Source organism: Paenibacillus pectinilyticus, assembly GCF_001700435.1.
In the GTDB taxonomy this organism is placed as follows: Bacteria; Bacillota; Bacilli; order Paenibacillales; family NBRC-103111; genus Paenibacillus_E; species Paenibacillus_E pectinilyticus.
The window spans coordinates 156,317-181,638 of the sequence record NZ_LYPC01000022.1; the positions used below are offsets into that span (position 1 = coordinate 156,317).

Consider the following 25,322-nt stretch of genomic DNA (forward strand, 5'->3'; position numbering starts at 1 on the left):
GAAAGGGGGGTCAACATGAAAAAGCAGCTATTCATCGATGGGGTTTGGGTAGAAGCGGGACAATATCGTCCGTTGTTCTCACCGTACAGCGGTGAACAGATCGCTGAAGTCGCTTATGCTAATGCGGCCGAAGTGGAGCTTGCCATCACAGCAGCTGACAAAGCTAGACCACGAATGGCTGAGATGGCTGCACATGAGCGGGCGACGATTCTAGAGAAGTTAGCTTCATTGATTCGTGAGAAAAAAGAAGAATGCGCGCAATTGATCGCGCTTGAGGCCGCTAAGCCAATTTCAACGGCTAGAATCGAGGTAGAGCGAACGATCGCAACCTACAAGTTTGCCGCGGAGGAAGCGAAGCGGATCCAGGGTGAAACGATCCCTATGGATGCAGCGCAAGGCGGTGAGGGCCGCATCGCGTACACGATTCATCAACCCTTGGGTGTCGTAGCGGCCATCACGCCATTCAACTTTCCGATGAATCTGGTTGCGCACAAGGTAGGTCCAGCTCTCGCCGCAGGCAACACCATCGTGTTGAAACCAGCTGGCCAAACGCCTTTATCCTCCTTGTTTTTAGCGGAGCTTTTGGAGCAGGCAGGTCTTCCGGCAGGAGCACTTAACGTAGTTACAGGAAGTGGAAGTGTTATTGGAGACATCTTGGTGCAGGATCGAAGAGTGAAAGGCGTGACTTTCACGGGAAGTCCGGAGGTTGGTATCGCAATACGCAATAAGGCAGGTTTGAAAAAAGTAATCTTAGAACTAGGCTCAAACTCCGCACTCATTGTAGATCAGGGGGTGGATGTTGATGCGATGATCGCTAGGGCGGTCACAGGCGCCTTCTCCTATGCCGGTCAGGTTTGCATTTCCCTGCAGCGTATTTATGTGCATGAGCAGTTGTATGATGAATTTGTCCGTAAATTCGTAGAGCAGACCGAGAAGCTACGGGTAGGTCATCCTATGGAATCACAGACGGATGTATCGGCTTTAATCGGGGCTCGCGATGCAGAGCGTGCTTTGCAATGGATCGAGGAAGCAGAGAAGCTGGGTGCCATCATAGCCACAGGCAATCGTAGAGAAGGAAATATCGTACATCCAACCGTTCTGCTTCACGTGGCTGCCTCAGCCAGTGTATCCTGTCAAGAAGTGTTTGCTCCTATTGTGATGATTAACAAGGTTTCGTCGATGGAGGAAGCCATTCAAATGGTGAATGACTCCAAATATGGCCTTCAAGCCGGCATATATACGGAAAATATCCGCACAGCGCTAGCTGCTGCTGAAGCCCTAGAAGTGGGTGGCGTCATGATTAACGATATCCCCACATTTCGTGTCGACCATATGCCGTATGGCGGCGTGAAGGAAAGCGGAAACGGGCGAGAGGGCGTGAAGTACGCTATTCGTGAATTGACGGAAATGAAATTGATTTGTTTTAAAAAGTAGGGGACGAATACGCACTCGCCGTGGGCTTATCGAACTAATTATCACGATTTTTGAAGTAATAGACACGCTATGATTGCTTATCCTTCAAGAATGCGCTCAAATTGGTACCTCATGCGACAATACGCACTCGTCGTGGCCTTATGACCTGATTAATCGCAAGATCTGAAGCAATAAGCACATTAGGTTTCCCTATTCGGCAAGAACTTGTGCTTATTAAACGAGGCTGTCTCTATAGGTCAAACAAGACTAAAAGAGATAGCTTTGTTTTTTGATTTATAATCGCCAGAAACAAAGGAGCTAACTGATTTTTGGAACTGTCTCTCACTTTTAACTCAATAATAAAGTTTTCTTTATATGGTTTTCGACATCGTTCTACACAAATCGCATCGAACTCTGTGTATGATAGGTATTACAAACTATCCTTATTAGGAGAAAATGACTATGCCGAACTATTATTTTAGAGAATTATGGACACCACTTAAATGGATTGGAATACGTTTCTATCGCGATGATGATGATAACCTTTGGATTAAATTCTGGCATAGAAAAAGGCAGCTTCTAAGTTAGAACTGGAGGATTTAATTATGGAGGAATTGAGTCGTTCAGTCATGAAAACGTACCATTTGCAAAAACAAATCAAACCCTACATATCACCAAACGTGGAAAATTGGATACATGTCATAAGTTCAGATTGCCTGAGTGCACTAAAGATCGTCTGTCCAATTGGATATCGGATCGTAGAATATAATTGTAATGATACGGAAGTGGTCGTATTTTTACCTTGATATCGTTTCGCAATAAAGCTGTCGACAACAATAAAAAGGGCACCAGCTAGAACCAATCTAGGGGTGCCTTTTCGTTTATACTAAACGTGGTCTGATTTTTATAACTTCCATCTACTCGACAGTCAGTTCCGATGAACTCACTTTCTTCTCCTTATGCTGCGCCTTCATTAATTTGTCCTTCATCTCATCCCGCATGGGCCGTTTATCCTTCAACGACATGTGTTCCGGTGTTTCCTGGTACGTTTTCCTTCTGCCGATCCGCCGCAAATTTTCTGGCACTAAGCTGAATTTTTCATCTTTCATCAGCGCAATAATGCCGTTGCTTTCCGGCTGTTTCTCGAGTCCGTAGATTTCGTTGAAATACTCATCCGCACGTCCTGGGGTATAATTTTTCGGCTCAGGATAACCCACGATCACACCTTCATAATTCCGTAGAATGACTTTATCTTGACTCTGGGAGATCAAATAGTTCGGTTGAAGCGCAATTTTACCGCCTCCACCAGGCGCGTCAACGACGAAGGTAGGTACCGCATACCCCGAAGTGTGCCCGCGAAGGGATTCAATGATTTCCAGACCTTTGGACACCGGTGCCCGGAAATGACCGATACCCTCCGATAAATCACATTGATAAATGTAATAGGGGCGTACCCGTATTTTCACCAGATCATGCATGAGCTTCTTCATAATATACGTGCTGTCATTGATGCCAGCAAGAATAACGGATTGATTACCTAGAGGCACGCCTACATTCGCTAGCATTTCACAGGCTTTCTTCGCTTCTTCCGTTATTTCCAGTGGATGATTGAAGTGCGTATTTAACCAAACGGGGTGATATTTTTTGATAATTGTACACAAATGTTCAGTAATGCGCTGTGGGAACACAACAGGAGCTCTCGTGCCAATCCGAATGATCTCGACATGGGGAATCGCCCGCAAACTTTTCAGAATATACTCCAAAATATTGTCGTTAATTAGTAACCCATCCCCGCCTGAAAGCAGAACGTCCCGCACCTCTGGTGTGTTCCGAATATAGGCAATTGCGTCATCCAGCTGCTTTTTGGGCACGCCCATTCCCACTTGGCCGGAAAAGCGGCGACGTGTACAATATCGGCAATACATCGAGCATTGATTCGTCACCAAAAATAGCACGCGATCCGGATAACGGTGAGTTAACCCAGGGGTAGGTGAATCTTCATCTTCGAAAAGAGGATCCTCTAGATCATATTTCGTTTTCAATAACTCAGCAGAAATCGGTACAGATTGCATCCGTATCGGGCATCGCGGGTCATCAGGATTCATCAATGAGGCGTAGTAAGGCGTAATATTTAAAGGGATTGTTTGCGTAGATATTCGAACGCCTTCTTCTTCCTCAGGGGTTAAATTCACTACTTTTTTCAGATCATCTAGAGTACGAATTGTATGTGTAAGCTGCCAGAGCCAGTCATTCCATTGTTCATCCGTTACGTGTTGCCATAACTCAACTTGCTTCCAGTCACGTCGCTCCATCCCTGCACACCTCCAATAAGAATACCTTCTCATCAGTAATAAGATGCAAAAAGGATACCAACATTCACCAAAACAAATGTCAACGCAAAAAAAAACTACGACTGACCAATTAACGCACAATACTTGTTTTCTGTCTCTTTAAGATATTTTGCTGGATTTCTTCTGAATCGGCGACGCTTGGTTGTTTCCTGTAACCGTAAGGACCATCGTTGTCTTTCGGTATGAAAAGTTTCATAGGTAATGCTTTGGAGTCTGCCTACTAAGTTCTTCTGTCGGAGTGCGTCATCAACAAATACAACAAATTCTCCTGAGCGAACGATGTACTCGTTCCAACTCCGGAGTCCTGTCATTCGCCGATGGCGTGTTTTCGTTTTTCGAAAGAATCTCTCGTGGTCATTATTCGTCCGGGGTACATGCGAATGGTCGTAACAGGTAAAAAGTCCTTTCCAGAATCCCTTCGTATAGCTCTTCAGATTAGAAACCATGATCTGATCAGTTTCTTTGGTATAGGCCAGATCTACCCACTCTAGCAAACACTGCATGTGAAATCGTACCGAATCACTACTTTGATCGTCAGTCGGATTCAATATTTCTGCTACGTACTGGAGTGGGAGTGACCAACGTTTTACATCTTCGTATAGTGAGCTGAATTCATTGAGTTTACTGAATATTCCGATTATGTTTTGAAGTAGAGAGGGCTCTTTTTTTACTCAGGCAGCTTTCAAGCGATGCCTGAATGGCTTCTGATGTCTCATAGATCCGAAGACCTGGCAGATCTAGCGGCGGATTACCATCTTCCAAAAGAACCGAGCGTACCGCAGCCAAATAGTCCTTTGCAACTTCAGCTTCTTCGGAGACATCTTGGTCTAGCTTTCTTTCAATAGCACGAATACCGCGGAGACTTTCTTTATGCCCGTTTTTAATTTTCGATCTAGATCCACGATAGGCTTAGAAACATCTTTTAAATAGTGATACTGACAATACTGATACGGAACTTCTGGTAGCAGTGATTCCATAGCTAGACGAATAGACTGCTGTCCGTCTGAAACGATACCGATGATGGGAAAACCTAGATCAATAACCGGTTGAATAAGGCTCTTCAGTTCTTCGGCCGAACTACTTTTCACGCTTTTTGCGACGAGAATTGTCCCACTGAACACTTCTCGAATGACATAAAGGGTCTCATTTCCTTTCTCAGGTTGCACACCATCCATGGAGATCATAATTCCCCCATGTTGAACGACAACACGCTGAAGTTCAACCTTCGCAAATTCAGTTACACTCGAGCGTAACAGTGTTAGATAGCGTTCATACAATCTTTGCGAGTTCCGCTCCGATGTGGACACACCGCGCTCCGTGAGTTCTTCGGTAATTTCAGCAATGGTCATGTGTTGCTTGAAGCGAAGCTGACCAACTAAGGCAAGCACGTCAAAACCATACGAAGTATGCTTCATAGCAAGCAACGCTGCTTCCGCGGATTTGTAGTATGTTTTTGGGTATGCGCAGTTTGGATTCGAACAAACATAGGCCATGCTCCAAGCTTGAATGACACCGTTTAGCGTAGAGATATTTTTCTTCCAAGCTGTATGACTTCGCTTCAGTTTTGCTCCGCAGTGAACGCAGTAAGAGAATTCGGGTTGGAAGTATATTTTTCTTTCTGGAATAATTCGATTCTTCGGTAATGGCATGAGAAAACCTCCGTTAAAGTATGTCTAAATACTTCAACAGAGGTGGCTGGAAATCCTTGTTAGCTGATTGGTCAGTCGTAGAAAAAAAAAAGACTCCAATGGAGTCTCCATTCGCAAATAACGTTAGAAGTGATAACCTTTCCACCCTCGAAAAAGAAATTGGAAAGCTGACTTCACAAATAGAAACCATAAGGGTCTCTTTTTATGTTCAGGATGACGAATCGCGCGTGGAACGAGGCAATGGATCGGAGCAACAGAAGCAGGCGCGGCTGTAATCTCTGCTACTAATCCCTGTTTTTCATGGAATGACATATCTAATGTAGTTGCGATTTCGTTCTTACTTTCAAAGATTACTTCTATTTTTCGTTCATATTCAGCAACGCGATCCGTCAACATGAGATTCTCTTCTTTTAGTTTTTTTATAAGTTCATACAGTAATTTCATCGTAAGTTTTGGTTTCTCTTGTGATTCATGGGCATTTGTTTGGGAAATGGGGGAGAGCAGAAGCATCAATTCTTCCTCGCTGATTACTTGGTTTGCCACATGACTTCCTCCTTAAACGATGGATTTCGCAAAACGAATCACGCTATGAATCCTTTTTCATATCGTACTAGATTTATAGAGTGATGTTGCTCGAAAGCCGTTGTCGTTTTGTCATTTTTATTGGTGAAGTATGGGTCGAAATGTATACAGCTTAGCTATTAAGGCTTCCTCACGATACCATAACGATTTAACTTATACTGCAATGCCTGACGTTTGATCCCTAGAGCTTGCGCAGTGAGCGTGATATTGAAGTGATGTTTTTCCAACGCCATCAGGATCGTTTCCTTTTCCAATTGCTTTACTTTCTCAGTCAATCTTTCCGATGAGATCAGCTCCGTATCATCGTTCAACAGCGTGGAGCGCAGAGATGGCGGTGTCGGTTTATTGGGACTTCCCAAGAAATAGGAAGGTAAATGATGCTCTTCAATGATTTCACATTCTAATTCCATCATATTGTACGTAGATTCGATAGCATGGCTTAATTCACGAATATTGCCAGGCCAATGGTAAGTCAGGAGACGATTCAAAGCTGCTGGCGACATGCCCACTATTTTCATGCCGAAGAGATGATTGAATTGTTCAATAAAATGAGAAGCGAGGAGAGGAATATCGTCTTTTCGTTCTGCGAGTGGAGGAAGGGAGAGATTCACGACATTTAACCGATAAAAAAGATCGCTGCGCAATAAGCCTTTGGCTAATGCTTCCTTCGGATCTAAGTTCATCGCGGTGATGATGCGAACATCGACTTGCTGCTCCCCTAAACCCCCAACACGGCGAATGATGCCGTCTTGCAATACACGCAGCAATTTGGCTTGCAGCATTAAATCCAAGCTGTTTAACTCATCGAGAAATAGAGTGCCGCCATTCGCTTGCTCGAATAAGCCAGCACGATCAATTGCACCTGTAAATGCACCTCGTGCCGTTCCGAACATGATACCTTCCATTAACTCATTGGGGACCGCGGCGCAATTCTGGGCTATAAAAAGCCGGTGCCGACGAGCACCCGCATTATGAATGCTCTGGGCAAATAATTCTTTCCCCGTACCGGTAGGTCCGGATAGTAGAACCGGCGAGCTTGTACGTGATGCCTTTTTGGCGAAAGCGATCGTTTGCAGGAAGGCTTCACTTTGGCCGATTAAATCACTGAAATGGTAGCGAGCGGAGCTGGCTGTTTTCTTCATTTTAGAAGGAGATTCGTAGATTTGATGCCGGAGATCTAGAATTTGATCATGCAGATGAACGATGCTGGTGATATCCTTGGCCACCTCTAAGGCACCGATGATTTCGCCATTTTCGATGAGCGGGTATGTGCTGTTAATTGTAGTAATCCTTTTCCCTGTAACACTTACATAGGTTTGTATTTTTTCTCTAATATCCGTCCCCGTTTGCAGGACTTTCATAAACGTACTTGTTTCATTCGTGAGGGAAGGAAATAGATCGAAGAAATTCTTTCCTAACACTTCTGCTCGTGTAAAGCCATCCGTTTCAGCCATTTTATCATTATAAAAGATAGTGATTCCCTGCTTATCAATCAGATGAACACCGACATCGATCATATTCAGCATTTTTGCAAAATACTTAGTTCCATACTCTGTCTGCTCAGACATTAGGTTCACCCGCCTCATGATGAAGAATGGTGGAATCGTGCTCAATTACTAGCATATGGAATTCGTTTGGTATAAAGAACTTAGTTCGCCTATTTTCAATCTTGGCATGTCATCGTTGGTATTTCTTAAAATTGAAGGAGTAGGGGAAGTAGATATAGAATTATAGATAGGTAGATAGGAGTGGTATTTGAAAAAAAATACTATTCGAATGAGCAAAAAAACAATAAAATGATAGTTACTATAGTAAGCCCTCATCGTAAACTCGAACTTACAGCAATAATGTCTTTTGGTACGACAGTTGGTCTTAAGAGAGGGCGCTCATTATAGAATACAACTTGCTGTAACAATCCTCTCTAGAAAGAATGTGATTAGCGTGCGTACATTGTTCTGGAGTATCTTTCTCGTATTGCTACTCTATACAATTTTGCCTACTTTTATTGTTCGTTTACTTGGTTTATGGGTGTATACCAAGAAAGTGACTAAGGACGGCATAGCCTTAACCTTTGACGATGGTCCTGATCCCGAATTCACACCTCAATTACTTGATCTTCTGGCCATCTATCAAATCAAAGCGACTTTCTTCGTGCTTGGAGCCAAAGCCAAGAAATATCCTGAAATCATTCAACGTATGCACGAAGAAGGACATCTGGTCGGCATTCACAACTATGTTCATTGGACGAATGCCTTTATGACGCCAAGAAAAGTACGAAAGCATTTGAACGATTCCGTAGAAGCCATTGAGAAAATTATTGGTGAAAAACCAATCTATTACCGCCCGCCATGGGGAGTAATCAATGTGTTTGATTTCTTTTTAGTGAAGCGATTTCGGTTGGTTCTCTGGTCTCTTATGGTGAGTGATTGGAGAAGCAAGGGAGGTCCAGAACGAATTAAATCGAAGCTGCTTGCCAAGCTGCACACGAATAATATTATCGTACTCCATGATAGTGGACAGACTTTCGGAGCGGATCGAGATGCACCGCAGTATATGTTGGAGGCCCTCACTGGTTTCCTAGAAATATGCAGGCAGCGCGGCTTTACCTTTCTTCGTATCGACACCTATTTGCAGCTGCTGCAAATCAAGAACGGTGCGCCTAACCGGCTAGTAAAGCGATCTCTTATTTTCATCTGGCTAAAATGGGAGCGGATTTTCAATTGGTTATTCAAGATAAAGCCCATTGACTTGGACAATCAAATCTTCAATAGCAGAGTACGCAAATATCATGGGAAGACCATTCTTCTGGGAAACGGCGAATTGCTAACTTCCGGAGATCTGGTTGTTGAACTGCATTTTAATAATGAGAAGCTGCATCAAATGATTTCCGAATCCGATTCCATGTTTCAACTTGCTGTGAAAATGAAACGTGCGGTACAGAGCTTCCTCCCGACCTTGTCGCAGCATGTTCATATCATTCCAGAAAAGGTTAAAGCGATTTATGGTATCACGATGATTCATCGCGGATCTAAACAATTAGGTTTTACGGTGACTGAGCTTCCGAAGGGTTTATTCAGTAAACTCACACATTTCTATTTAAAATTGTTACTATACGTGCTTCATCCCAGTGGTCGAGAGCGGCTCAAAGTCAAGAGCGACCTATTATCACCTAGGATTGCAGCAATTTCTACGCAAGAACTTATTACCAAATACGCGGCTACTCCGGAAGTAATTGCGATTCCAGAGTATGCAGTTCAGTTGGCACCTCATTGATGGGGTGTCTTTTTTTGTGAATTCGGAAATAGAAGTATAAGCCCTTTCGACTTCCTAATGGGAAGGGAAAGGGCTTATTTGGTATGGTATAAGTTGGTAGTGTGGAATGTCAACCTTCGGAGAGCAATTGAATCTGACGAGAAACACGCTCACCTAACTCCGCAGAAGCTTGATAGAGATAGCTCAAAACGATGCTTTGTGTTTCACGGGAGATACCGGAAAGATCAAGTGCTAAGTTCTCTACCAGATGCTCTTGGTGCACGGGGAGGAGGGAGCTATAGTACTGTCCCGCTTGTGAAAAATTATCTGGTTTGGGCAAGTCGGACCGAACGAGATGACCTTCTACGAGTCTGCCTTCCCCGCTGGTCTGCAGTGATCCAGGAGTCCAATTTTGCTGATGGTTAATTGGGATTTTCCGGAAATCAGGTCCCAATCGTCGTCGCTGTGAATCCGTATATATATTCGCACGTCCCTGCAGCATCTTATCATCTGAAAATTCGGCCCCTTCAAGAAGATTAGATGGTGAAAAAGCGATTTTCTCGACTTGCTCCATGTAATTATCTGGGTTGCGGTTTAAAACAAGCCGACCTACTGGGTGCAAGGGGTATTGCTTGGCATCCCAAACCTTCGTATCATCCAGCGGATCGTAGGGAAGCGTGGCCTCGTCTTCAGGATTCATCAGTTGCACATATAGGCCGTACTCAACTGTTTTCCCAGAGGCTAAAGCGTCATAGAGATCCTTTCCAGCGTAATCTGGATTTTCTCCCGACAACTTAGCTGATTCGTGGCGATCGATATATTGGAAGCCTGCAAGTGGATGCCAAAGATATTTGACATAGGTTCGAACTCCTTGCGCGTTACGCCAGACATAAGTGTTCACGCTATGGCCGGGAATATGGCGAAGACTCTTAATGGTGCCAGCGTCTGAGTACAATTGAACTAGGAAATGAGTAGATTCTGGCGCTCTGGCGATGAAGCTCCAGAATCGCTCGGGATCTATCAAATTATTGTTCGGCGAGGGTAAGAAAGCCATGATTGACTCTGGGAAACGAATGGCATCGCGAACCGAAAATACAGGGATATGGTTGCATATCAAGTCGAAAACACCTTGTTCGGTGTAAAACTTCGTGGCAAATCCACGTACATTCCGTGAGGTGTCAGGGGTACCCTTGTTACTTACGGCAAGGGAGAACCTTACAGTAACAGGGACCTGCTGGCCGGGATTTTGCAGAAAGCAAAGCTTTGTGTGTGATGCCATGGAATTCACAGTCTGAAAATAACCGAAAGCCCCATAACCCTTCACATGTACGGGTCTTTCCATGATTTTACTATGTATGAAGCCCTCTAAAGTTTCATGAACGATATTATCTTGTTCTAATACAGGGCCTCGATCGCCGATGGTCTGCGAATGAAGTGCTGCTGGCCTATCTCCCGCCCATTGCAAGCTACGATCTTGCCCAACTGAATGCTGATCGTTCCGAGAGATCGGTTTTTGGGGGAATCCTCTTTGATCTTCCATTGTTCAACCTCCTACATACATCTCACTCCTATAGATGGTTATGTAGCATTACGAGAGAGCATGACAGAAACATGCATAGGTGTAACCCGCATTAAGGCAGGTTAATGAATAATTTTTCCAGTAAAATAGCAAATTAAATGTACTTAGTGGAAAAAGGGGATGATGTTCCTCATGCACGCGTTCGATCTAGATACATTTATTCATCGTATGGTTCGAGCGGATGATCTCGAAATCAGAAAGCTCCATGTTAATGATGTCACCATTCAACTCGTCTATCTCTCAACCATGTGTGATAAAAAATATATTCATTCCTCCATCATCAAGGCATTTTTAGATATAAACAACTTGTCAGGATTCGAGCAAGCGTTAAAAATGCTGACTGGTTTCGAAATCATTCAGACCGAAGATCAAATGAAGGAAAAGCTCATTGGCGGTTATTCGTTGTTGTACTTCCCACAGCTGACCTATGCAATTGAAACCAAACGGGATCCGACGTCTAAGCCTCAGGAAACCTCCATTGAGAATATTCTTCAGGGGCCTCAATTTGCTTTCTCCGAGGATCTTGCGACAAATATACAAATGCTGCGTACCCGCTACCCCTCTCAAGATTTACATGTGGAATTCATGAGAGTTGGGACCAAAAGTCAAACCGAATTAGCGATCATTTATGATAAAACGAGAGTGGATGAGGACGTTCTTTTGCAGCTGGAGAATAAACTGATGGCAATTGATGTTGAAGTCATCCAAGCGGCGAATCAACTGCAGATGCTGCTCACGAAACGGCATCAGTTTCTACCCACTTTAATGGTCACAGAACGACCCGATCGGACCGTATTAAATATTAGCCAAGGAAAGATTTCTTTGCTTCTGAATGGAACTCCATTCTCTGTCAATTTGCCTGCGGTATTCTATGACTTCATGTCGTCTATGGATGATGTCTATGAATTACCCTGGATCGTGAGACCGCTGCAGTCATTGAGATTTATAGGTATGTTTATTACGACATCGCTGCCGGCTCTTTATGTAGCAACCGTTTCTTATAATCCTGAATTTTTTCGCTCTCAAATCGCTATTGAAATTGCAGGAAGCCGTTCGGCGGTACCTTATCCGTCTTTCTATGAAGTGTTTCTCATGCTTTTCTTAATTGAAGCTCTAACAGAAGCAAGTATACGTCTACCTAAGTTTATAGGTTCTACAGCGACAACTGTAGGTGGTCTCATCTTAGGGCAAGCAGCCCAACAGGCAGGACTAGTCAGCTCGATTATGATTATTATCGCTTCAGCCGTTGCCATTTCGAATTTCGTGATTCCCATGAATACGCTGAGTTTTTCCATGCGGGTAGTCAAATTCCCACTTGTCTTGTTAGCGATATTTTTTGGATTGGTCGGCGTACTAGCAGGCTTATTTTGTTTCCTCATCTACACAACGAGTTTAAGAAGTTTTGGCAAGCCCTATTTGAAGCTATTTATTGGAGAGGACAAAAAAACCAGGTGAAAGCATTGTCACGGTATTTTTTTTACGATTTGTTGCTGTCCATGGTGATTAATTCCATTCTATACGTTCCTCGAATTCTCATTACTGAGCGATACAAGGGAGCGATCATGTCGCTCATTCTTGGAACATTGATCGGAAGCATTCTGTTGTACTTGTTTACCGCGGCGCTCATGAAATATCCAGGGAAAGGTCTGCCAGAGATATTTAAGCTATCGCTGTCCAAATATATCTATGTTCCTTTATTGCTGCTCTATAGTGTATTAGCTTTCATCGCCGGCGGGCTAGTATTAATCAATTTCGCATTTATCATATCCAGATATTTGAATCCGGAGACGCCTTCGTATATTTTGCTCTTACTTTTTGTAATCGTTGTCTGTTTTGGTGCTATGCAATCATCCAAGACCGTTCTATATACAGCAGAGATTGTGCTGCTGCTTAGTTTGCCTTTGTTATTCTTTTTAATCTTAAAAGCATTAACCAATAAACATATGAACGTCGACGCCATACGTGTCATCCTCGATTACACATGGATGCTGCCAAGTTGGAAAAGTTTATCTGTCTCCACCTATGCCTTTGTAGGCTATTTGCATTTGTCTATATTCAATCGTGCATTCACGAATGTAAATTCAATTAAATACCGTTGGTTGATGCCCATATTCGGTTTCGGTATGCTGTTAATGACATTTATGATCCCTATAGGCACGTTAGGAACAGACGGTGTGAATGACTATATTTTCACTTGGGTATCTACAGCAGAAGCTATTCAGATGAAATACGCCTTTATTGATCATGTCGTTTATATGTTCCTGCTTCTTTTTCTAAGTATTACCTTTCTATACACAATGGTGACATGGCATGTTGCTTCTCAAACGATCAGCAGTTGTTTTTCGAGGAAGAAACCAAACACATCGTCTGTCAATTCGATTCTTCCCAATGCCATTAGTTGTGGTTTGGTAGGTATTACAATTATTACGCTGGGGAGCATGTTAGGAGAGGATGATTTATTCCGTGTGTCCTCCTTTTGCTTAGTGACACGATTGCCGATAGACATCTTACTTGTTCTGACAGTGTTTGTCGTGAGTAGACGGAGATTACGTTTATGAAAACGATGTTATCGATGCTGTCGTTGTCGATGCTATTCGTTTCCTTGTTGTCCGGCTGCGGCTTTAAGGATATGGACAAACGCTTCATAGTTAAGGCTGTAGGAATCGATAAGACGAATGATCAAGATAATCCGCTGCGCGTATCATTAAAACTCGCTATTCCATCATCGCAAATCAAACCTGGTCAGACGAACACGTTTCAAATTGTAAGTGATGATGCCCCAACGATCACGGAAGCTGTACGTCATCTTAAGTCCAAAGTGGATAAAGAACTCGATTTTTCACAATCGAAAATTATTATATTCGGAAAGAAGCTGGCTGAAGAACGTCTGAATAATGAAACGATTGACTGGTTTTTGCGGAAAAGAGAGATCCAAGGGATGACTTTCATGGCGCTCGGAGATCCATCTGCGGAGCAAATCATTAAAATTAAACCTAAGTCCGAGCGGTTACCTGGAGATAGTTTATTTTTGAGCTTTGATCAAGAGGGGACGGAATCATCCTTTATTGTGACCGAATATTTGTTTGATTTTCACAGAAGATTAAGTGAGAAGGGGTTAGATCCTTATTTACCTGTGATTCGACCACTTAATGACATGTATCTAATTGATCAAGTAGCCGTTTTTGATAAAGAAAAAGTAAAAGACATCTTAAATCCAGAGGAAACGCGAGTTTTCAATGAATTGTCCAAAAAAATTAGTAAATTTGAAATAGAAACACGAACAGATACCGTTCAATTCGCTTTAAGTGTTTCCAAATTTGGCTATACCTACACCATTGATGATTCAAAAACTACTTCACCTGTACTTTCTATGCATATGAAAATGAGAGGGCAAGCCGCGGAGTCCAGTCAGTCGTTTAATTATTCGAAATGGAGTCTCTATGAGCAGGAAGCTGAGAAAGAAGCAGCCTCAAGATATGAGAAAGTGCTTATGAAATTGCAATCCATAGGTGTGGATCCACTCGGTTTGGGCTTAAGATATCGAGCAACTCGTCATAACAGTGAGAAGGAATGGGAACAATGGTTAGCTCTTTATCCGTTGCTCCGTTTTCATATCGAGGTCAACATCAACCTTTTGGGATCTGGAGGAATCAAATAGCACTTAGGCACAAAAAGAAGGTATGTATGAAGCAACTTTTCTTCGTATCGAATCGTTTGAAGAGTGTAACTAAAACAGATAGAGATCAAGGAGAGAATCTGCCATGAAAAATTATTATAGAAAAACAGGCGTATATACGCTGTTATTGTCGAGTATGCTCATGTTTACTGCTTGTTCATCAACTGAAAAACCAGCGCCGAGTACGGCCACACCTACAACTAGTGCGTCACCTAGCCCATCTGTTATGCCAACGGCGACACCAGTAGCTAGTCCTTCGGTGAGTCCTACTGCTTCAACAAAGCCGGCGTCATCTGCCAGTCCTAGCACTAGCTCCGTGTCCCTTAAAGATATGTTCGAGCTTGCCAAATCAGGAAAGGTTGCCGGTATTCCATTTGCAGCAAAGACTGGGTTGACGGATGAAGTTGAGAAATTATGGGGAAAAGCGGATAAAACGGATTCAGCCGGAGCTGGACTTTACGCGACTTACGCGAAGAAAAATGCCGTTATCGGTTTTAATAAGGGCAGCCAAATTATCGATATCCGGTCCAATGATCCGAAGCTGCGTTCGTTGACGTTGAGTCAGATTGAACAAGCCTTAGGCAAACCAACCGACACGAAACTGAATGGTGATGATACTATTTATATTTATCAAGCATCCAACGTGTTTCAACTTAAATTTATTATCCCCAAATCAACTGGAAAAGTAGATCATATTTCAGTATTTGATACCGTCGATTCCATCAATAATATGGCTGGCTAACGGAAAGAAAGCAGATAAACGTTCGGACGTTTGGATGTCCTTGTTAATAACGCAGGATATGGCAATGTTTCCTCCATTGAAGAAACTTCGGCCGAACAGGCGCACCAGGTCTGGGGCCGTACCAATTGGCAAAATGGGCAGTGGAAGGTTTCTCCGAAGTATTGTCCAAAGAAGTTGGACCATTGGGGCTGAAAGTAACATTAATTGAACCAGGTGGCTTCCGGACCGATTGGGCCGGTTCCTCCATGCAGCACGTTGAGCCAAATGACGCGTACAAAGATACGGTTGGTGGCCTATTGAAACATCTACGCGACACGACTGGTAAAGAAAACGGTGATCCTGATAAAGCCGCACAAGCGATATTAACGATTGTTAATGAGGAGAACCCACCGCTGCGCCTGCTGCTCGGTAGTGACGCAGTTGCGATCGCAAACGCGGTGGACACAGGGAAATTAGCCGAAACTAAGCGTTGGGAGAAACTAAGCCTCTCGACTGATTTCGAGACAAGAGAGTTGAACCCTGCCGTCACCGACATGTACCGCGAGTTTGAAGAAAACTAAGCGATTCGGGGCTTGTATAATAGTAAGGCAGGAAACGAAAGATAAACGGAGCTTAAGAAGCGAAGGGTACGACTTTAAAATAAGGTGAATAAGGAGTTTACGTTATGACACATATCTCAAAGGATAATGATGTTCTTACATTCATCAATGTTTTCACAGTTGATCCTCATAATCAGGAACGTCTAGTCGAGTTACTTACCACTGTGACGGACGTTTCCGTTCGATATGCACCAGGATTCATCTCTAGTAGTCTCCATAGGAGTAAAGATGGGACGAAGGTTACCATGTATGCGCAATGGCGCAGTGAGGAAGATTATCAAGCGATGCGGAATGACCCCAAACCGATTCCCTATCTCCAAGAAGCAATGACCATAGCTACATTCGAACCGGGGATGTACGAGGTAGTCAAAACATTTGAACCCATCCATTAATTACTCATAATAATTGCCTCTAAAATGAGGAGTTGCTATAAGCAAAGTCAACCAGAAACTTGGTTGGCTTTTTTTCTTTCGACTTTACACTAAGTGTATGTGAAGAAATCTAACAAAAAACTTCCGTTTTGGTAAATCAAACAAAATATTGCCTTGGTTATTGCTCGTTGAAATCATGCGATAGTAAGATGTTACTAGAAAGTCATATAAATTGACACGACAAGGATTCATACTTTTACGAAGGAACAAAGAGGTGAGCTGTATGATATCTGAAAATAAGACAATGAGCGTAGACACTCAGCTTCCCCGAGATTGTACATTCACCGCACAGGATTGGCATGTGTTGGCCCAATATTGGTATCCAATCGCACTTGCGAGCGAAGTCACGGAAAAGCCGATTGGTGTAAAGTTACTGGACATGAAACTCGTTTGTTACCGTAGTAACGATAAGCTGGTCATTGCTCGTGATCTCTGTTTTCATCGCGGTGCGCCTCTGAGTAAGGGGTGGGTTGAGAACGGTGAAATCGTTTGTCCATATCACGGGTTTCGTTATAACTGCGAAGGCAAGTGTACGTCTGTTCCGGCGCATCCCGATGCCAAAATTTCTCCTAAATTAAAATTAATTGTGTATCCGGCAATTGAAAAATATGGCTTGATTTGGACATCACTGGCATCCAACGAGGAGCAGATTCCAGAGTTTCCAGGCTGGGATGATCCAGACTATGTCAATGTATTGCCACCGAGCTTCGATATTGCCGGTTCGGCAGGTCGTCAGTTGGAAGGTTTCTTAGATGTATCTCACTTTGCTTATGTGCATACAGAAACGTTCGGAGACCGTAATAATACCGAAGTACCGCAATATCAAGTCAAGCGGGTTGGGAATGAATTATTGGCTGAGTATTGGAGTACAGTAAGCAATTATGGAAAAGGGCAGGATAATCCTGCGCCTGAGGGATTTGAGTGGCTTCGCGAATTTCGCGTATTTCCACCGTTTGCGGCTTCACTAACCGTATACTTTCCAAACGATGGAAAGTTAATGATCTTGAATTGCGCATCGCCGGTATCCGCGCGCTATACACGTTTGTTTTGTCCGATATCTCGGAATTTCGATAAAAATGTTCCTACAGAAGATACAATTCGATTTAATTTGCAAGTGTTCCAAGAGGATCGTGAGATGGTCGAAGCGCAGACTCCGGAAGATTTGCCGCTTGATCTTCATGCCGAAGCTCATATTCCAGCTGATCGGACATCCATTGCGTATCGACAATTGCTTAATGAGATTGGGCTTGGACGAAACTACACGGCATAGGAAATAGATTGAAACAATGAAGATTAAGATTTATTATAAAACTTGGTTCGCAAGCACATACTTGAAATTAGCTAACAACAGAATCGAGGAGAGCACGTGATACAAAAAGCAACATTCGCCGGAGGCTGTTTCTGGTGCATGGTAAGTCCGTTCGAAGATCAACCCGGCATTCATGGCATTATTTCCGGTTACATGGGTGGGACGGTTGAGAATCCAACCTATGAACAAGTAAAGACTGGGGAGACCGGTCACATGGAAGTTGTCCAGATTACGTTCGATCCCACCATCTTTCCATATGAAAAGCTGCTTGAGCTCTATTGGCCGCAGATCGATCCTACGGATGATGAAGGACAGTACATTGACCGCGGCAGCCAATATCGTACGGCTATTTTTTATCATAATGAAGATCAGCAAAAGCTTGCCCTCAAGTCGAAAGAGGAGCTTGGGCAAAGCGGACGTTTTGATAAGCCAATTGTAACGGAGATTAAGCCTGCAGTCGTATTTTTCCCAGCGGAAGAGTACCACCAGAATTACCACAGCAAAAACCCAGAGCTATATAAAGAAGAGCGCAAGACCTCGGGACGTGATACGTTCGGTGCTAAATACTGGAATAAATAAAAAATGCCTTCTGTCCTGTCATCGGGATAGAGGGCTTTTTTTACAAGTTTTATATGCATCCATGTAACCGAATCTTCACACAATGATTACAAATACGGCACAACTATGGCTCTTTCGAGTCATTTGGAATTGGATTAAATTGTTTATAGTGGAGTTGGAAGAACAAACTATAACCCATTATGAAAGGATTGGAGGATTTTACACCTAATGTTCAGCCAGAAAATCAGCCTATTGTTTTAGATGAACCATAGAAGTTCATAGGTTCGTTACATGATAGCCAAAATCTCGTCACACACTTTGTGAAAAAAATCACATTGTACATCAAGTCTCGTTTATAATACGTATATATCTTGAATTTTGAGCAAGAAGGAGTTGAGTGCAATGAGTCCTGATCACGATAATCAAAGGATTGCTAAGCAAGAAAAGCGACTTATTATTCTATGTATCATAGTAGCAGCTATCATGTTGCTCTCGTTATCCAAGTATCTCTTTAAATAAATAAATGATTAATGAAGGGAGAACATTATGTTCTTAAGCAGCTACGATCCAGTAATGTATAGTCGAATGCTTACCGGGTTAACCCTTGCATTTCACATTATCTTTGCCACTATCGGCGTAGGCGTTCCACTTATGATTGCCCTCGCTGAATGGATTGGAATAAGACGCAACGATGAGCATTATCTACTTATGGCAAGGCGTTGGGCTCGCGGCTTTGTCATTACCGTTGCCGTCGGCGTTGTAACAGGAACGGCTATCGGGCTTCAACTTAGTTTATTGTGGCCAAGCTTCATGAAAGTAGCTGGACAATCCATCGCAATCCCGCTCTTCTTGGAAACATTTGCTTTCTTCTTTGAAGCCATATTCCTCGGTATTTATCTTTATACTTGGGACCGTTTCAAGAATAAAATGACACATTTCTGGATGCTCATTCCCGTAGTAATTGGATCTTCAGCTTCGGCGTTCTTTATTACTGTGGTCAATGCATTTATGAATGCACCAGCAGGAGTAACCGTAAAGGATGGCAAAATAACAGAAATCTCTCCTTTCGGTGCAATGCTGAGTCCTGCTATGCCAACGAAAGTCTCACACGTACTCGTTACAGCTTACCTAACTTGTGCTTTCATTTTAGCGGCGATTTCAGCTTGGTCCCTACTCAAGGGCCGAAATCATGTGTATTACAAAAAAGCACTCAAACTCACCATGATTTCAGCTTGTGTATTCCTTTTATCAAGCGCTATTATTGGAGATTTGTCAGGTAAGTATCTAGCGAATTATCAACCTGAGAAGCTGGCTGCGATGGAATGGCATTTCGAAACGTCGAAACAAGCTCCACTCGTCTTTGGAGGTATCTTAACGGACGATAATGAGATCAAATACGGTGTCAAAATCCCGTTCGCCCTCAGTATTCTCGCTCATGGACTACCAAATGCTGAGGTAAAAGGTCTTAATGATATTCCGTCTGATGAAACGCCACCACTTTGGATTCATTATTTGTTTGATCTGAAAATAAGCTTCGTTGCTGTGATGGTTATCATTGCACTGGCTTTCTTATTCTTATTTTGGCGCCAACGTTCACTCATTTATTCGAATAAATGGTTACTGCGCGGTATTATTCTCGCTGCACCGCTTGCCATGTTGACGATTGAACATGGCTGGATCTTCGCCGAGGTGGGACGCCAACCTTGGATTCTTCATGGGATCATGAAAACATCAGAAGGAGCTACAGTCTCAGATCATGTAGATACGATGCTCATTATCTTCGCACTTCTTTATATTGTACTCGGATTGACGGCTATTCGGGTAATGCTGCGCATGTTTCGAAATAATCGAGCAGAGGATGAAATGGTGGCAAGAGGGATTGAAGGAGGCGATGTGCAATGAGTTATGAAGTGATAGGAATTTCTGTTTTATGGCTATTCCTCTTCGGTTACTTAATTGTAGCTTCAATTGACTTCGGAGCCGGATTTTTTAGCTATTTCAGCACGATAACGGGGAAACGGCACCTGATTAACAAAGTGATCGAACGGTATCTTTCCCCCGTATGGGAAGTTACCAATGTGTTTCTTGTCTTTTTCTTTGTCGGCTTTGTTGGGTTTTTCCCAGACACAGCTTATTATTACGGCACTGCATTGTTGCTTCCAGGTAGTGTAGCCATTATCTTACTCGCCATCAGGGGATCATATTATGCTTTTAGCAACTATGGGGGGAAGAAAGATAGTCGTTTTTACTTGTTCTTATATGGAGCTAGTGGACTTCTTATCCCGGCTTCTCTTTCAACCGTCTTGACTATTTCCGAAGGTGGCTACATCGATGTTAACGATAAAGGTCAGGTGACCTTCTTGTATAGCAAACTGTTCTCAAGCACGTATTCTTGGTCGGTCGTTCTGCTTGCTCTTGTGAGCGTGCTTTATATCTCTGCAATGTTCTTGTGTTACTATGCCAATCGGGCGAACGATCGTAACGCATTCGAAGTCGTACGTAAATACGCGATCGCTTGGAGTGGTCCGACCATTTTGAGCAGTCTTCTTGTATTCTTCGCTATCCGCGGACATAATATGGAGCATTTTCAACGGATGGTGGACTATGCCTTCATGTTCGTTTTATCCTTTGTCTGTTTCCTTATTGCTATTTATCTAGTCTGGAGACGCAAACGTCTTGGAATGGCATTTATCTGTGTATTACTTCAGTTTGGATTCGCTTTCTTCGGCTATGGGGCTGGACATTTACCATACATTCTTTACCCTTACCTAACGATCTATGATAATTTTACAAGTGAACCAATGGCTATTGCATTGATCTCTGTCTTCGTCTTGGGACTCTTGCTTCTTATTCCATCCCTGTATCTACTTATGCGCCTATTCTTGTTCAATATTGACTATGTACAGGGCAAACGTAACAAATAATCGTATAGTCACATTCCAATTAGGAAAGAGGAGGCTTCTATGGTAGAAAATTTTCTTATCTTCGTCGCACCGTTTCTCGTTGTTATTGCTGCAATTGGATCGCTCTTCTGGATAGGCGGGCGCAGAAAAAATCAAAATGAAGCATGATAATTTACCCCCGTTGAAATGATGTAAGTAACTGCGCTAAAAAGTGATCAGAAATCCTATTGTAACAGAAAGGAGTTCTGATCACTTTTTTTAATAAACTATTTCAGCACTTGGAGAGGTTCGAAATTCGGATACACATAAGGTGAGCTAGGTGCTGCGATTTTCTCGATGTGGGTGGCAGCGATTTTGAAAATATCATTCCCATTATAGTGTCCATTTTGTATGGTTCCGGTCACTTTAACCCACATATCTTTTGGATAGTTTTGAGCTGTTGGGAAGTCAATTAGCACCCCATAAGGGGAAGCATCTGCGGAGCAGCAGCTTACCGCAAATCGACCAACGACAAATTGGTTCGTTTCCATTTGCTCCTCGCGATAAACAAAACCGGTCAGTTCAATTTGTTTCCCTATAAAGTTATCTTTGAAAAGATCGATGGTCGACAGGATTTCCATGTAGATTTCTGGATCTACTACAATACGATCTTTTTTATAGAGAATGACACCTATCTTTGCAAAATCTTCATTCCACGCGTCAGAAGGTTGGAATAACTTCGCAATCTCAGCATCTTGCTGAGAGACGGGTAAAGCCTCAGGCGCAGCGGTTGGTTGAGCGAATGGCGTCGTTTTATCACTAGTTGCAGGTTTTGGCTGGCTCGGTAAATTGTAAGGGTTATCGCTGGAGATCGCAGTTGGACTCGGTGTGCTGATGAGTTCAGCAGCTGAAGTTACTTTGGGTTTGGCAAAACCGGAGGTGCCAGCCGAAAGATTAATGCCTTTGGCAGCGACCATGGTACTGTTTAATGCCGTATCCGGCAGTAAAAAACCGATCATCAGCGGCAAGATTAGAAGGCCATAAGCAACCGTATTACGCATGCTTGATCGTGTAACGGGCTGCTCACATTCGCAAGCTACAGGTCTTCCCCAATAGGCACGGAGTGCCACATAGCCTTGAAAGACAGCGATAACATATAAAATGACCGAAGCAATTTTATCATAAAACATCATGCGGGGTGCGATGTAAAATTGAAGCGCGTCAGATCTTACCAGGTACACAATATAGCTGGAAAAACCAAGTAAGATAGCGGTGCGAAGGAAATAATGAAAGCTGGTTACTCGCATTTGATTCAAATGTATACCTCCTAAATACAATATTTAAGATAAAAAATGCTCCCAAAACAATGAACAGACGAGCACGACAGTTGAGATTAAGAGGATTAGTGAGAAAACAAATCTGGATTTAAATACAGAAAGCAGCATGAGCGTACTTTTGAAATCAAGCATAGGTCCGAAAACGAGAAAAGTTAGTAGTGAGCCCGGGGTAAATGACGTTTGAAAAGATGATGCGACGAATGCATCTGAGGTCGAACACAAGGAAAGGATGTACGCAAAACCCATCATGAAGATGTGGGAGGAAATTGGACCTTGACCAATCGCAAGCAAGCTTTCACGATGCATATAAACTTGAATGATGGCTGTGAGCAGAGAACCAAAGACCAGATATTTACCCATATCAAAAAATTCATTGGAAGCGTGGGCGAAAAATGTGGTTATTTTTCTTGAAAAACCATCCGTATGGTGATGATGATGGCTTTCCAACTCGGATTGGCTTGTTTTACTTGAAGAACTGAGTCGTAACGGATTACTTTTGATATAACGATAGAGAATTAACCCAATCACAACAGCCACGAGAAAAGCTAGTCCCATACGGGAATAGGCGATTGACGGGTGGTTTCGGAAGGCCATGAATGTAGCCGCGAATACAATCGGATTAATAATCGGACCTGTCATAATAAATACGACAGCAATGTAGACAGGCATTCCTTTCAGAATGAGTCTTCGAACGACAGGAATCATACCGCACTCGCACATTGGAAACAGAATGCCTAATAGACATGCGAACAAGATACCGAGAAAGGGATTTTTGGGAATAAATCGCTGAATGGCGCTCTCCGACACGAAGGTTTGAAGTAAGGAAGACAATAATACACCAAGTAGGATAAACGGCATTGCTTCAAGGAGGATGCTAATGAAGATCGTTTTAAAGGATTGCAGGTGATCGCTTGTGAACAGACTTGAGGCAACATCATTCCTCTTGAACACAAGAACGATGAGAATGAAGCAAATCGCGGCCAAAATGTGTGTCGCTGTTTTATTAACTTGATTCGGCATTGGACACTCCTTAATGATAATAATTACTACTATGGTTCATGACCATCACGGGAACTTTCCTCAAATGAAGAACTCCTTTTCTTTGATTTTAAAAGTAAATATTACGATTTAGATTATAGTATAGATATCCAATAGCTGCAAGATAGGGTAATCATATTTCCAAAAACCTTTAAATACTTTTTCATAACAATCAGTGAAAGGGGAGGTAGAGTTTCAAATCAGTTATTGACAGAGGTTTTTAATTAAGCTATATTCTTCAATGTAAATAGTAATTATTACGAATAAACGTCGATACTAAAAATTATTAGCACTTTTTCCTGACCATCATTCGGGTACCTTCCTATCGGTAATAATCGTAATAATTACATATATGATTGGAGGTTGGCAAGTATGATAGTGACTTCATTAACTGGCGTCGAATTTGGGTATACCGATTTGCCGTGTATTCAGGATGCGAATGTTGAGATTAAGTTAGGGGAATTCGTTGCCGTAACCGGCCCAAATGGTGCAGCGAAATCTACATTGCTCAAACTTATGTTGGGTTTACTTCAACCTTGGAAGGGAAAGGTTCACCTGTCTCCTTTGAATGCAGAGGGTAAGAAGTTGCAGGTAGGTTATGTATCACAACAAATTTCCGCATTCAATAGCGGTTTCCCGAGTACCATCTTAGAGTTTGTTCGTTCTGGGCGTTATGCAAATGGTTCTTGGTTGCGAAGGTTTCATAAGGAGGATGATATTCTGACGGAAAATGCGCTGAGACAGGTCGGCATGTGGGATTTACGCAAACGTAAAATCGGAGAACTCTCAGGTGGACAAAAGCAGCGCATATGTATGGCGAGAGCGCTTGCGCAAGATCCCGATATGCTTGTTCTCGATGAACCGACGACAGGGATGGATCAAGATAGCCGCTTCGGTTTCTATCAACTCATGTACCATCAGGTGAAAGTCCACGGGCGGACGGTTGTTATGGTTACGCACGGTTTAAGTGAAGTAGCTCCGTACCTCGATCGGATTATTGAATTGGAGAGGAAGGAGGATGGCGGATGGAAATGCTGCACTACGACTTCATGCAGCGGGCATTTTGTGCCGGTGGGTTAATTGCAATTATGGCCTCTATTCTGGGTGTCTATCTAATGCTTCGCAGACAGGCACTCATGGCAGATATGCTGTCGCATGTTTCCTTGGCCGGTGTTGCAGGCGGCGCTTATCTACATCTCAATCCAACGATAGCCGGCTTTGTTGTGGCAACCTTGGGCGCTGTTGCTGTTGAATATGCCAGAAGATCTTATAAATCATACAGTGAAATTTCTGTTGCGATCATCATGGTTGGAGGCTTATCCTCGGCAGTCATCATCATGAGTCTTAATCCAAGTATGAATAAAGGGTTTTCAGCGTATCTATTCGGTTCTGTTGTTGCCGTGAATGAAACGGAACTGCTGCTTATGTTGGTCGTTACTCTGCTTGGAGGCGCATTTTTCATTCTGTTACGACGACCTCTTTATCAAATAACATTCGATGAAGATACAGCCAAGACAACTGGACTCCCAGTGAAATGGATTTCTCTTGGTTTTAGTGTCTTAACCGGCATGATTGTTGCTGCCGCTATGCCAATTGTTGGTGTACTGCTAGTTTCAGCCCTGATTGTGCTTCCTGCAGCACTCGCAATACGCATAGCACCTAGCTTCACCTCGTCACTCTTTATAGCTATGGGAATTGGTTTGCTAGGCGTGTTCTCTGGACTGACAGCATCCTATAAATTCAGTACGCCGCCAGGAGGAACAATTGCGATACTGTTGCTTTTCGTACTCATGGCAGGTTTAAGTGTCAAACACTTGGTTGTAAAGCTCAAACAAATAAGCAATAAAAAGGAGCATCACGTTGAAGAAAGTACATTCGGAAGCATCAAGCATATAGGGAATGAATCAATTTAAGTTACTTAACA

The 25,322-nt window shown here is 43.0% G+C and carries 22 protein-coding genes; 15 read left to right on the forward strand and 7 right to left on the reverse strand.

Annotation, left to right across the window (positions count from 1 at the left end; translation table 11 throughout):
* Nucleotides 1-15 precede the first annotated feature (15 nt).
* Entirely contained in the window at nt 16-1,434 is a 1,419-nt protein-coding gene (locus tag A8709_RS17000; RefSeq protein ID WP_065853557.1) for an aldehyde dehydrogenase family protein, read from the forward strand.
* 896 nt (nt 1,435-2,330) lie between these two features.
* Here A8709_RS17000 and kamA read toward each other — a convergent pair.
* From kamA to A8709_RS17025, 4 genes are all read right to left on the reverse strand, one after another.
* Nucleotides 2,331-3,725 (reverse strand): lysine 2,3-aminomutase, encoded by a 1,395-nt coding sequence (gene kamA / locus A8709_RS17010; RefSeq protein WP_141692569.1) that lies wholly within the window; start codon nt 3,723-3,725, stop codon nt 2,331-2,333.
* An 866-nt stretch (nt 3,726-4,591) separates the two neighbouring features.
* The gene (locus A8709_RS17015) at nt 4,592-5,413 is read right to left on the reverse strand and encodes a transposase (RefSeq protein ID WP_244163229.1); all 822 of its coding nucleotides are present in this window, start codon (nt 5,411-5,413) and stop codon (nt 4,592-4,594) included.
* A gap of 123 nt (nt 5,414-5,536) precedes the next feature.
* Nucleotides 5,537-5,956: a hypothetical protein gene (locus A8709_RS17020; protein WP_065853560.1), complete on the reverse strand. Its 420-nt coding sequence runs from the start codon at nt 5,954-5,956 to the stop codon at nt 5,537-5,539.
* A 158-nt stretch (nt 5,957-6,114) separates the two neighbouring features.
* Nucleotides 6,115-7,563 (reverse strand): sigma-54 interaction domain-containing protein, encoded by a 1,449-nt coding sequence (locus A8709_RS17025; protein ID WP_065853561.1) that lies wholly within the window; start codon nt 7,561-7,563, stop codon nt 6,115-6,117.
* 373 nt (nt 7,564-7,936) lie between these two features.
* Between A8709_RS17025 and A8709_RS17030 the strand changes: the two genes are divergently transcribed.
* Nucleotides 7,937-9,268, forward strand: a complete 1,332-nt coding sequence (locus tag A8709_RS17030) for a polysaccharide deacetylase family protein (RefSeq protein ID WP_167357107.1) — start codon at nt 7,937-7,939, stop codon at nt 9,266-9,268.
* Nucleotides 9,269-9,377: 109 nt separating this feature from the next.
* Here A8709_RS17030 and A8709_RS17035 read toward each other — a convergent pair whose 3' ends face one another.
* Complete coding sequence (locus tag A8709_RS17035; RefSeq protein WP_084225047.1) at nt 9,378-10,787, reverse strand: catalase; 1,410 nt, start codon at nt 10,785-10,787, stop codon at nt 9,378-9,380.
* Between the two features lie 171 nt (nt 10,788-10,958).
* Here A8709_RS17035 and A8709_RS17040 point away from each other — a divergent pair, with 171 nt between their 5' ends.
* From A8709_RS17040 to cydS, 11 genes are all read left to right on the forward strand, one after another.
* Nucleotides 10,959-12,281, forward strand: coding sequence for a spore germination protein (locus tag A8709_RS17040; RefSeq protein ID WP_167357108.1), 1,323 nt, complete (start codon nt 10,959-10,961; stop codon nt 12,279-12,281).
* Nucleotides 12,282-12,322: 41 nt separating this feature from the next.
* Nucleotides 12,323-13,384: a GerAB/ArcD/ProY family transporter gene (locus A8709_RS17045; RefSeq protein WP_244163251.1), complete on the forward strand. Its 1,062-nt coding sequence runs from the start codon at nt 12,323-12,325 to the stop codon at nt 13,382-13,384.
* The gene (locus A8709_RS17050; RefSeq protein WP_084225049.1) at nt 13,381-14,484 is read left to right on the forward strand and encodes a Ger(x)C family spore germination protein; all 1,104 of its coding nucleotides are present in this window, start codon (nt 13,381-13,383) and stop codon (nt 14,482-14,484) included. Before A8709_RS17045 ends, A8709_RS17050 begins: the two co-directional genes overlap by 4 nt.
* 103 nt (nt 14,485-14,587) lie before the next feature.
* Complete coding sequence (locus A8709_RS17055; RefSeq protein WP_065853564.1) at nt 14,588-15,244, forward strand: YjgB family protein; 657 nt, start codon at nt 14,588-14,590, stop codon at nt 15,242-15,244.
* Between the two features lie 125 nt (nt 15,245-15,369).
* Entirely contained in the window at nt 15,370-15,804 is a 435-nt protein-coding gene (locus A8709_RS17060; RefSeq protein WP_065853565.1) for a Rossmann-fold NAD(P)-binding domain-containing protein, read from the forward strand.
* Nucleotides 15,805-15,908: 104 nt separating this feature from the next.
* On the forward strand, nt 15,909-16,235 hold the full coding sequence (locus A8709_RS17065; RefSeq protein WP_065853566.1) for an antibiotic biosynthesis monooxygenase family protein: 327 nt from the start codon (nt 15,909-15,911) through the stop codon (nt 16,233-16,235).
* 283 nt (nt 16,236-16,518) lie between these two features.
* Entirely contained in the window at nt 16,519-17,544 is a 1,026-nt protein-coding gene (locus A8709_RS17070; RefSeq protein WP_244163230.1) for an aromatic ring-hydroxylating oxygenase subunit alpha, read from the forward strand.
* A 99-nt stretch (nt 17,545-17,643) separates the two neighbouring features.
* On the forward strand, nt 17,644-18,162 hold the full coding sequence (gene msrA / locus A8709_RS17075; protein WP_084225139.1) for a peptide-methionine (S)-S-oxide reductase MsrA: 519 nt from the start codon (nt 17,644-17,646) through the stop codon (nt 18,160-18,162).
* Nucleotides 18,163-18,687: 525 nt separating this feature from the next.
* Nucleotides 18,688-20,043, forward strand: coding sequence for a cytochrome ubiquinol oxidase subunit I (locus tag A8709_RS17080; RefSeq protein ID WP_065853569.1), 1,356 nt, complete (start codon nt 18,688-18,690; stop codon nt 20,041-20,043).
* A complete protein-coding gene (locus tag A8709_RS17085; protein WP_065853570.1) occupies nt 20,040-21,065 on the forward strand; it encodes a cytochrome d ubiquinol oxidase subunit II in 1,026 nt (341 codons plus the stop codon). The genes A8709_RS17080 and A8709_RS17085 overlap by 4 nt, the downstream gene beginning before the upstream one ends.
* 39 nt (nt 21,066-21,104) lie before the next feature.
* Nucleotides 21,105-21,212 carry a cytochrome bd oxidase small subunit CydS family protein gene (cydS, locus tag A8709_RS35705; RefSeq protein ID WP_425262330.1) on the forward strand — a complete coding sequence of 36 codons (108 nt, stop codon included), beginning with the start codon at nt 21,105-21,107 and terminating at the stop codon, nt 21,210-21,212.
* A 98-nt stretch (nt 21,213-21,310) separates the two neighbouring features.
* On the opposite strand, the gene A8709_RS17090 is transcribed toward cydS, so the two are convergent.
* Together A8709_RS17090 and A8709_RS17095 are read right to left on the reverse strand one after the other, a co-directional pair.
* The gene (locus tag A8709_RS17090) at nt 21,311-22,330 is read right to left on the reverse strand and encodes a TIGR03943 family putative permease subunit (protein WP_065854043.1); all 1,020 of its coding nucleotides are present in this window, start codon (nt 22,328-22,330) and stop codon (nt 21,311-21,313) included.
* A gap of 33 nt (nt 22,331-22,363) precedes the next feature.
* A complete protein-coding gene (locus tag A8709_RS17095; protein WP_065853571.1) occupies nt 22,364-23,380 on the reverse strand; it encodes a permease in 1,017 nt (338 codons plus the stop codon).
* 390 nt (nt 23,381-23,770) lie between these two features.
* Here A8709_RS17095 and A8709_RS17100 point away from each other — a divergent pair, with 390 nt between their 5' ends.
* Both A8709_RS17100 and A8709_RS17105 read left to right on the forward strand, forming a co-directional pair.
* Nucleotides 23,771-24,478 carry a metal ABC transporter ATP-binding protein gene (locus A8709_RS17100; RefSeq protein ID WP_065853572.1) on the forward strand — a complete coding sequence of 236 codons (708 nt, stop codon included), beginning with the start codon at nt 23,771-23,773 and terminating at the stop codon, nt 24,476-24,478.
* The gene (locus A8709_RS17105; RefSeq protein ID WP_065853573.1) at nt 24,424-25,311 is read left to right on the forward strand and encodes a metal ABC transporter permease; all 888 of its coding nucleotides are present in this window, start codon (nt 24,424-24,426) and stop codon (nt 25,309-25,311) included. The genes A8709_RS17100 and A8709_RS17105 overlap by 55 nt, the downstream gene beginning before the upstream one ends.
* Nucleotides 25,312-25,322 lie beyond the last annotated feature (11 nt).

What these genes read in the sequence shown, in the direction of transcription:
- A8709_RS17085 (WP_065853570.1), top strand. Translation starts at nt 20,040, where the DNA reads ATGAGTTATGAAGTGATAGGAATTTCTGTTTTATGGCTATTCCTCTTC.
- A8709_RS17095 (WP_065853571.1), bottom strand. Translation starts at nt 23,380, where the DNA reads ATGCCGAATCAAGTTAATAAAACAGCGACACACATTTTGGCCGCGATT.
- A8709_RS17065 (WP_065853566.1), top strand. Translation starts at nt 15,909, where the DNA reads ATGACACATATCTCAAAGGATAATGATGTTCTTACATTCATCAATGTT.
- A8709_RS17035 (WP_084225047.1), bottom strand. Translation starts at nt 10,787, where the DNA reads ATGGAAGATCAAAGAGGATTCCCCCAAAAACCGATCTCTCGGAACGAT.
- A8709_RS17040 (WP_167357108.1), top strand. Translation starts at nt 10,959, where the DNA reads ATGCACGCGTTCGATCTAGATACATTTATTCATCGTATGGTTCGAGCG.
- A8709_RS17100 (WP_065853572.1), top strand. Translation starts at nt 23,771, where the DNA reads ATGATAGTGACTTCATTAACTGGCGTCGAATTTGGGTATACCGATTTG.
- A8709_RS17050 (WP_084225049.1), top strand. Translation starts at nt 13,381, where the DNA reads ATGAAAACGATGTTATCGATGCTGTCGTTGTCGATGCTATTCGTTTCC.
- A8709_RS17080 (WP_065853569.1), top strand. Translation starts at nt 18,688, where the DNA reads ATGTTCTTAAGCAGCTACGATCCAGTAATGTATAGTCGAATGCTTACC.
- A8709_RS17045 (WP_244163251.1), top strand. Translation starts at nt 12,323, where the DNA reads ATGGTGATTAATTCCATTCTATACGTTCCTCGAATTCTCATTACTGAG.
- cydS (WP_425262330.1), top strand. Translation starts at nt 21,105, where the DNA reads ATGGTAGAAAATTTTCTTATCTTCGTCGCACCGTTTCTCGTTGTTATT.
- A8709_RS17000 (WP_065853557.1), top strand. Translation starts at nt 16, where the DNA reads ATGAAAAAGCAGCTATTCATCGATGGGGTTTGGGTAGAAGCGGGACAA.
- kamA (WP_141692569.1), bottom strand. Translation starts at nt 3,725, where the DNA reads ATGGAGCGACGTGACTGGAAGCAAGTTGAGTTATGGCAACACGTAACG.
- A8709_RS17105 (WP_065853573.1), top strand. Translation starts at nt 24,424, where the DNA reads ATGGAAATGCTGCACTACGACTTCATGCAGCGGGCATTTTGTGCCGGT.
- A8709_RS17055 (WP_065853564.1), top strand. Translation starts at nt 14,588, where the DNA reads ATGAAAAATTATTATAGAAAAACAGGCGTATATACGCTGTTATTGTCG.
- A8709_RS17090 (WP_065854043.1), bottom strand. Translation starts at nt 22,330, where the DNA reads ATGCGAGTAACCAGCTTTCATTATTTCCTTCGCACCGCTATCTTACTT.
- A8709_RS17070 (WP_244163230.1), top strand. Translation starts at nt 16,519, where the DNA reads ATGAGCGTAGACACTCAGCTTCCCCGAGATTGTACATTCACCGCACAG.
- A8709_RS17015 (WP_244163229.1), bottom strand. Translation starts at nt 5,413, where the DNA reads ATGCCATTACCGAAGAATCGAATTATTCCAGAAAGAAAAATATACTTC.
- A8709_RS17025 (WP_065853561.1), bottom strand. Translation starts at nt 7,563, where the DNA reads ATGTCTGAGCAGACAGAGTATGGAACTAAGTATTTTGCAAAAATGCTG.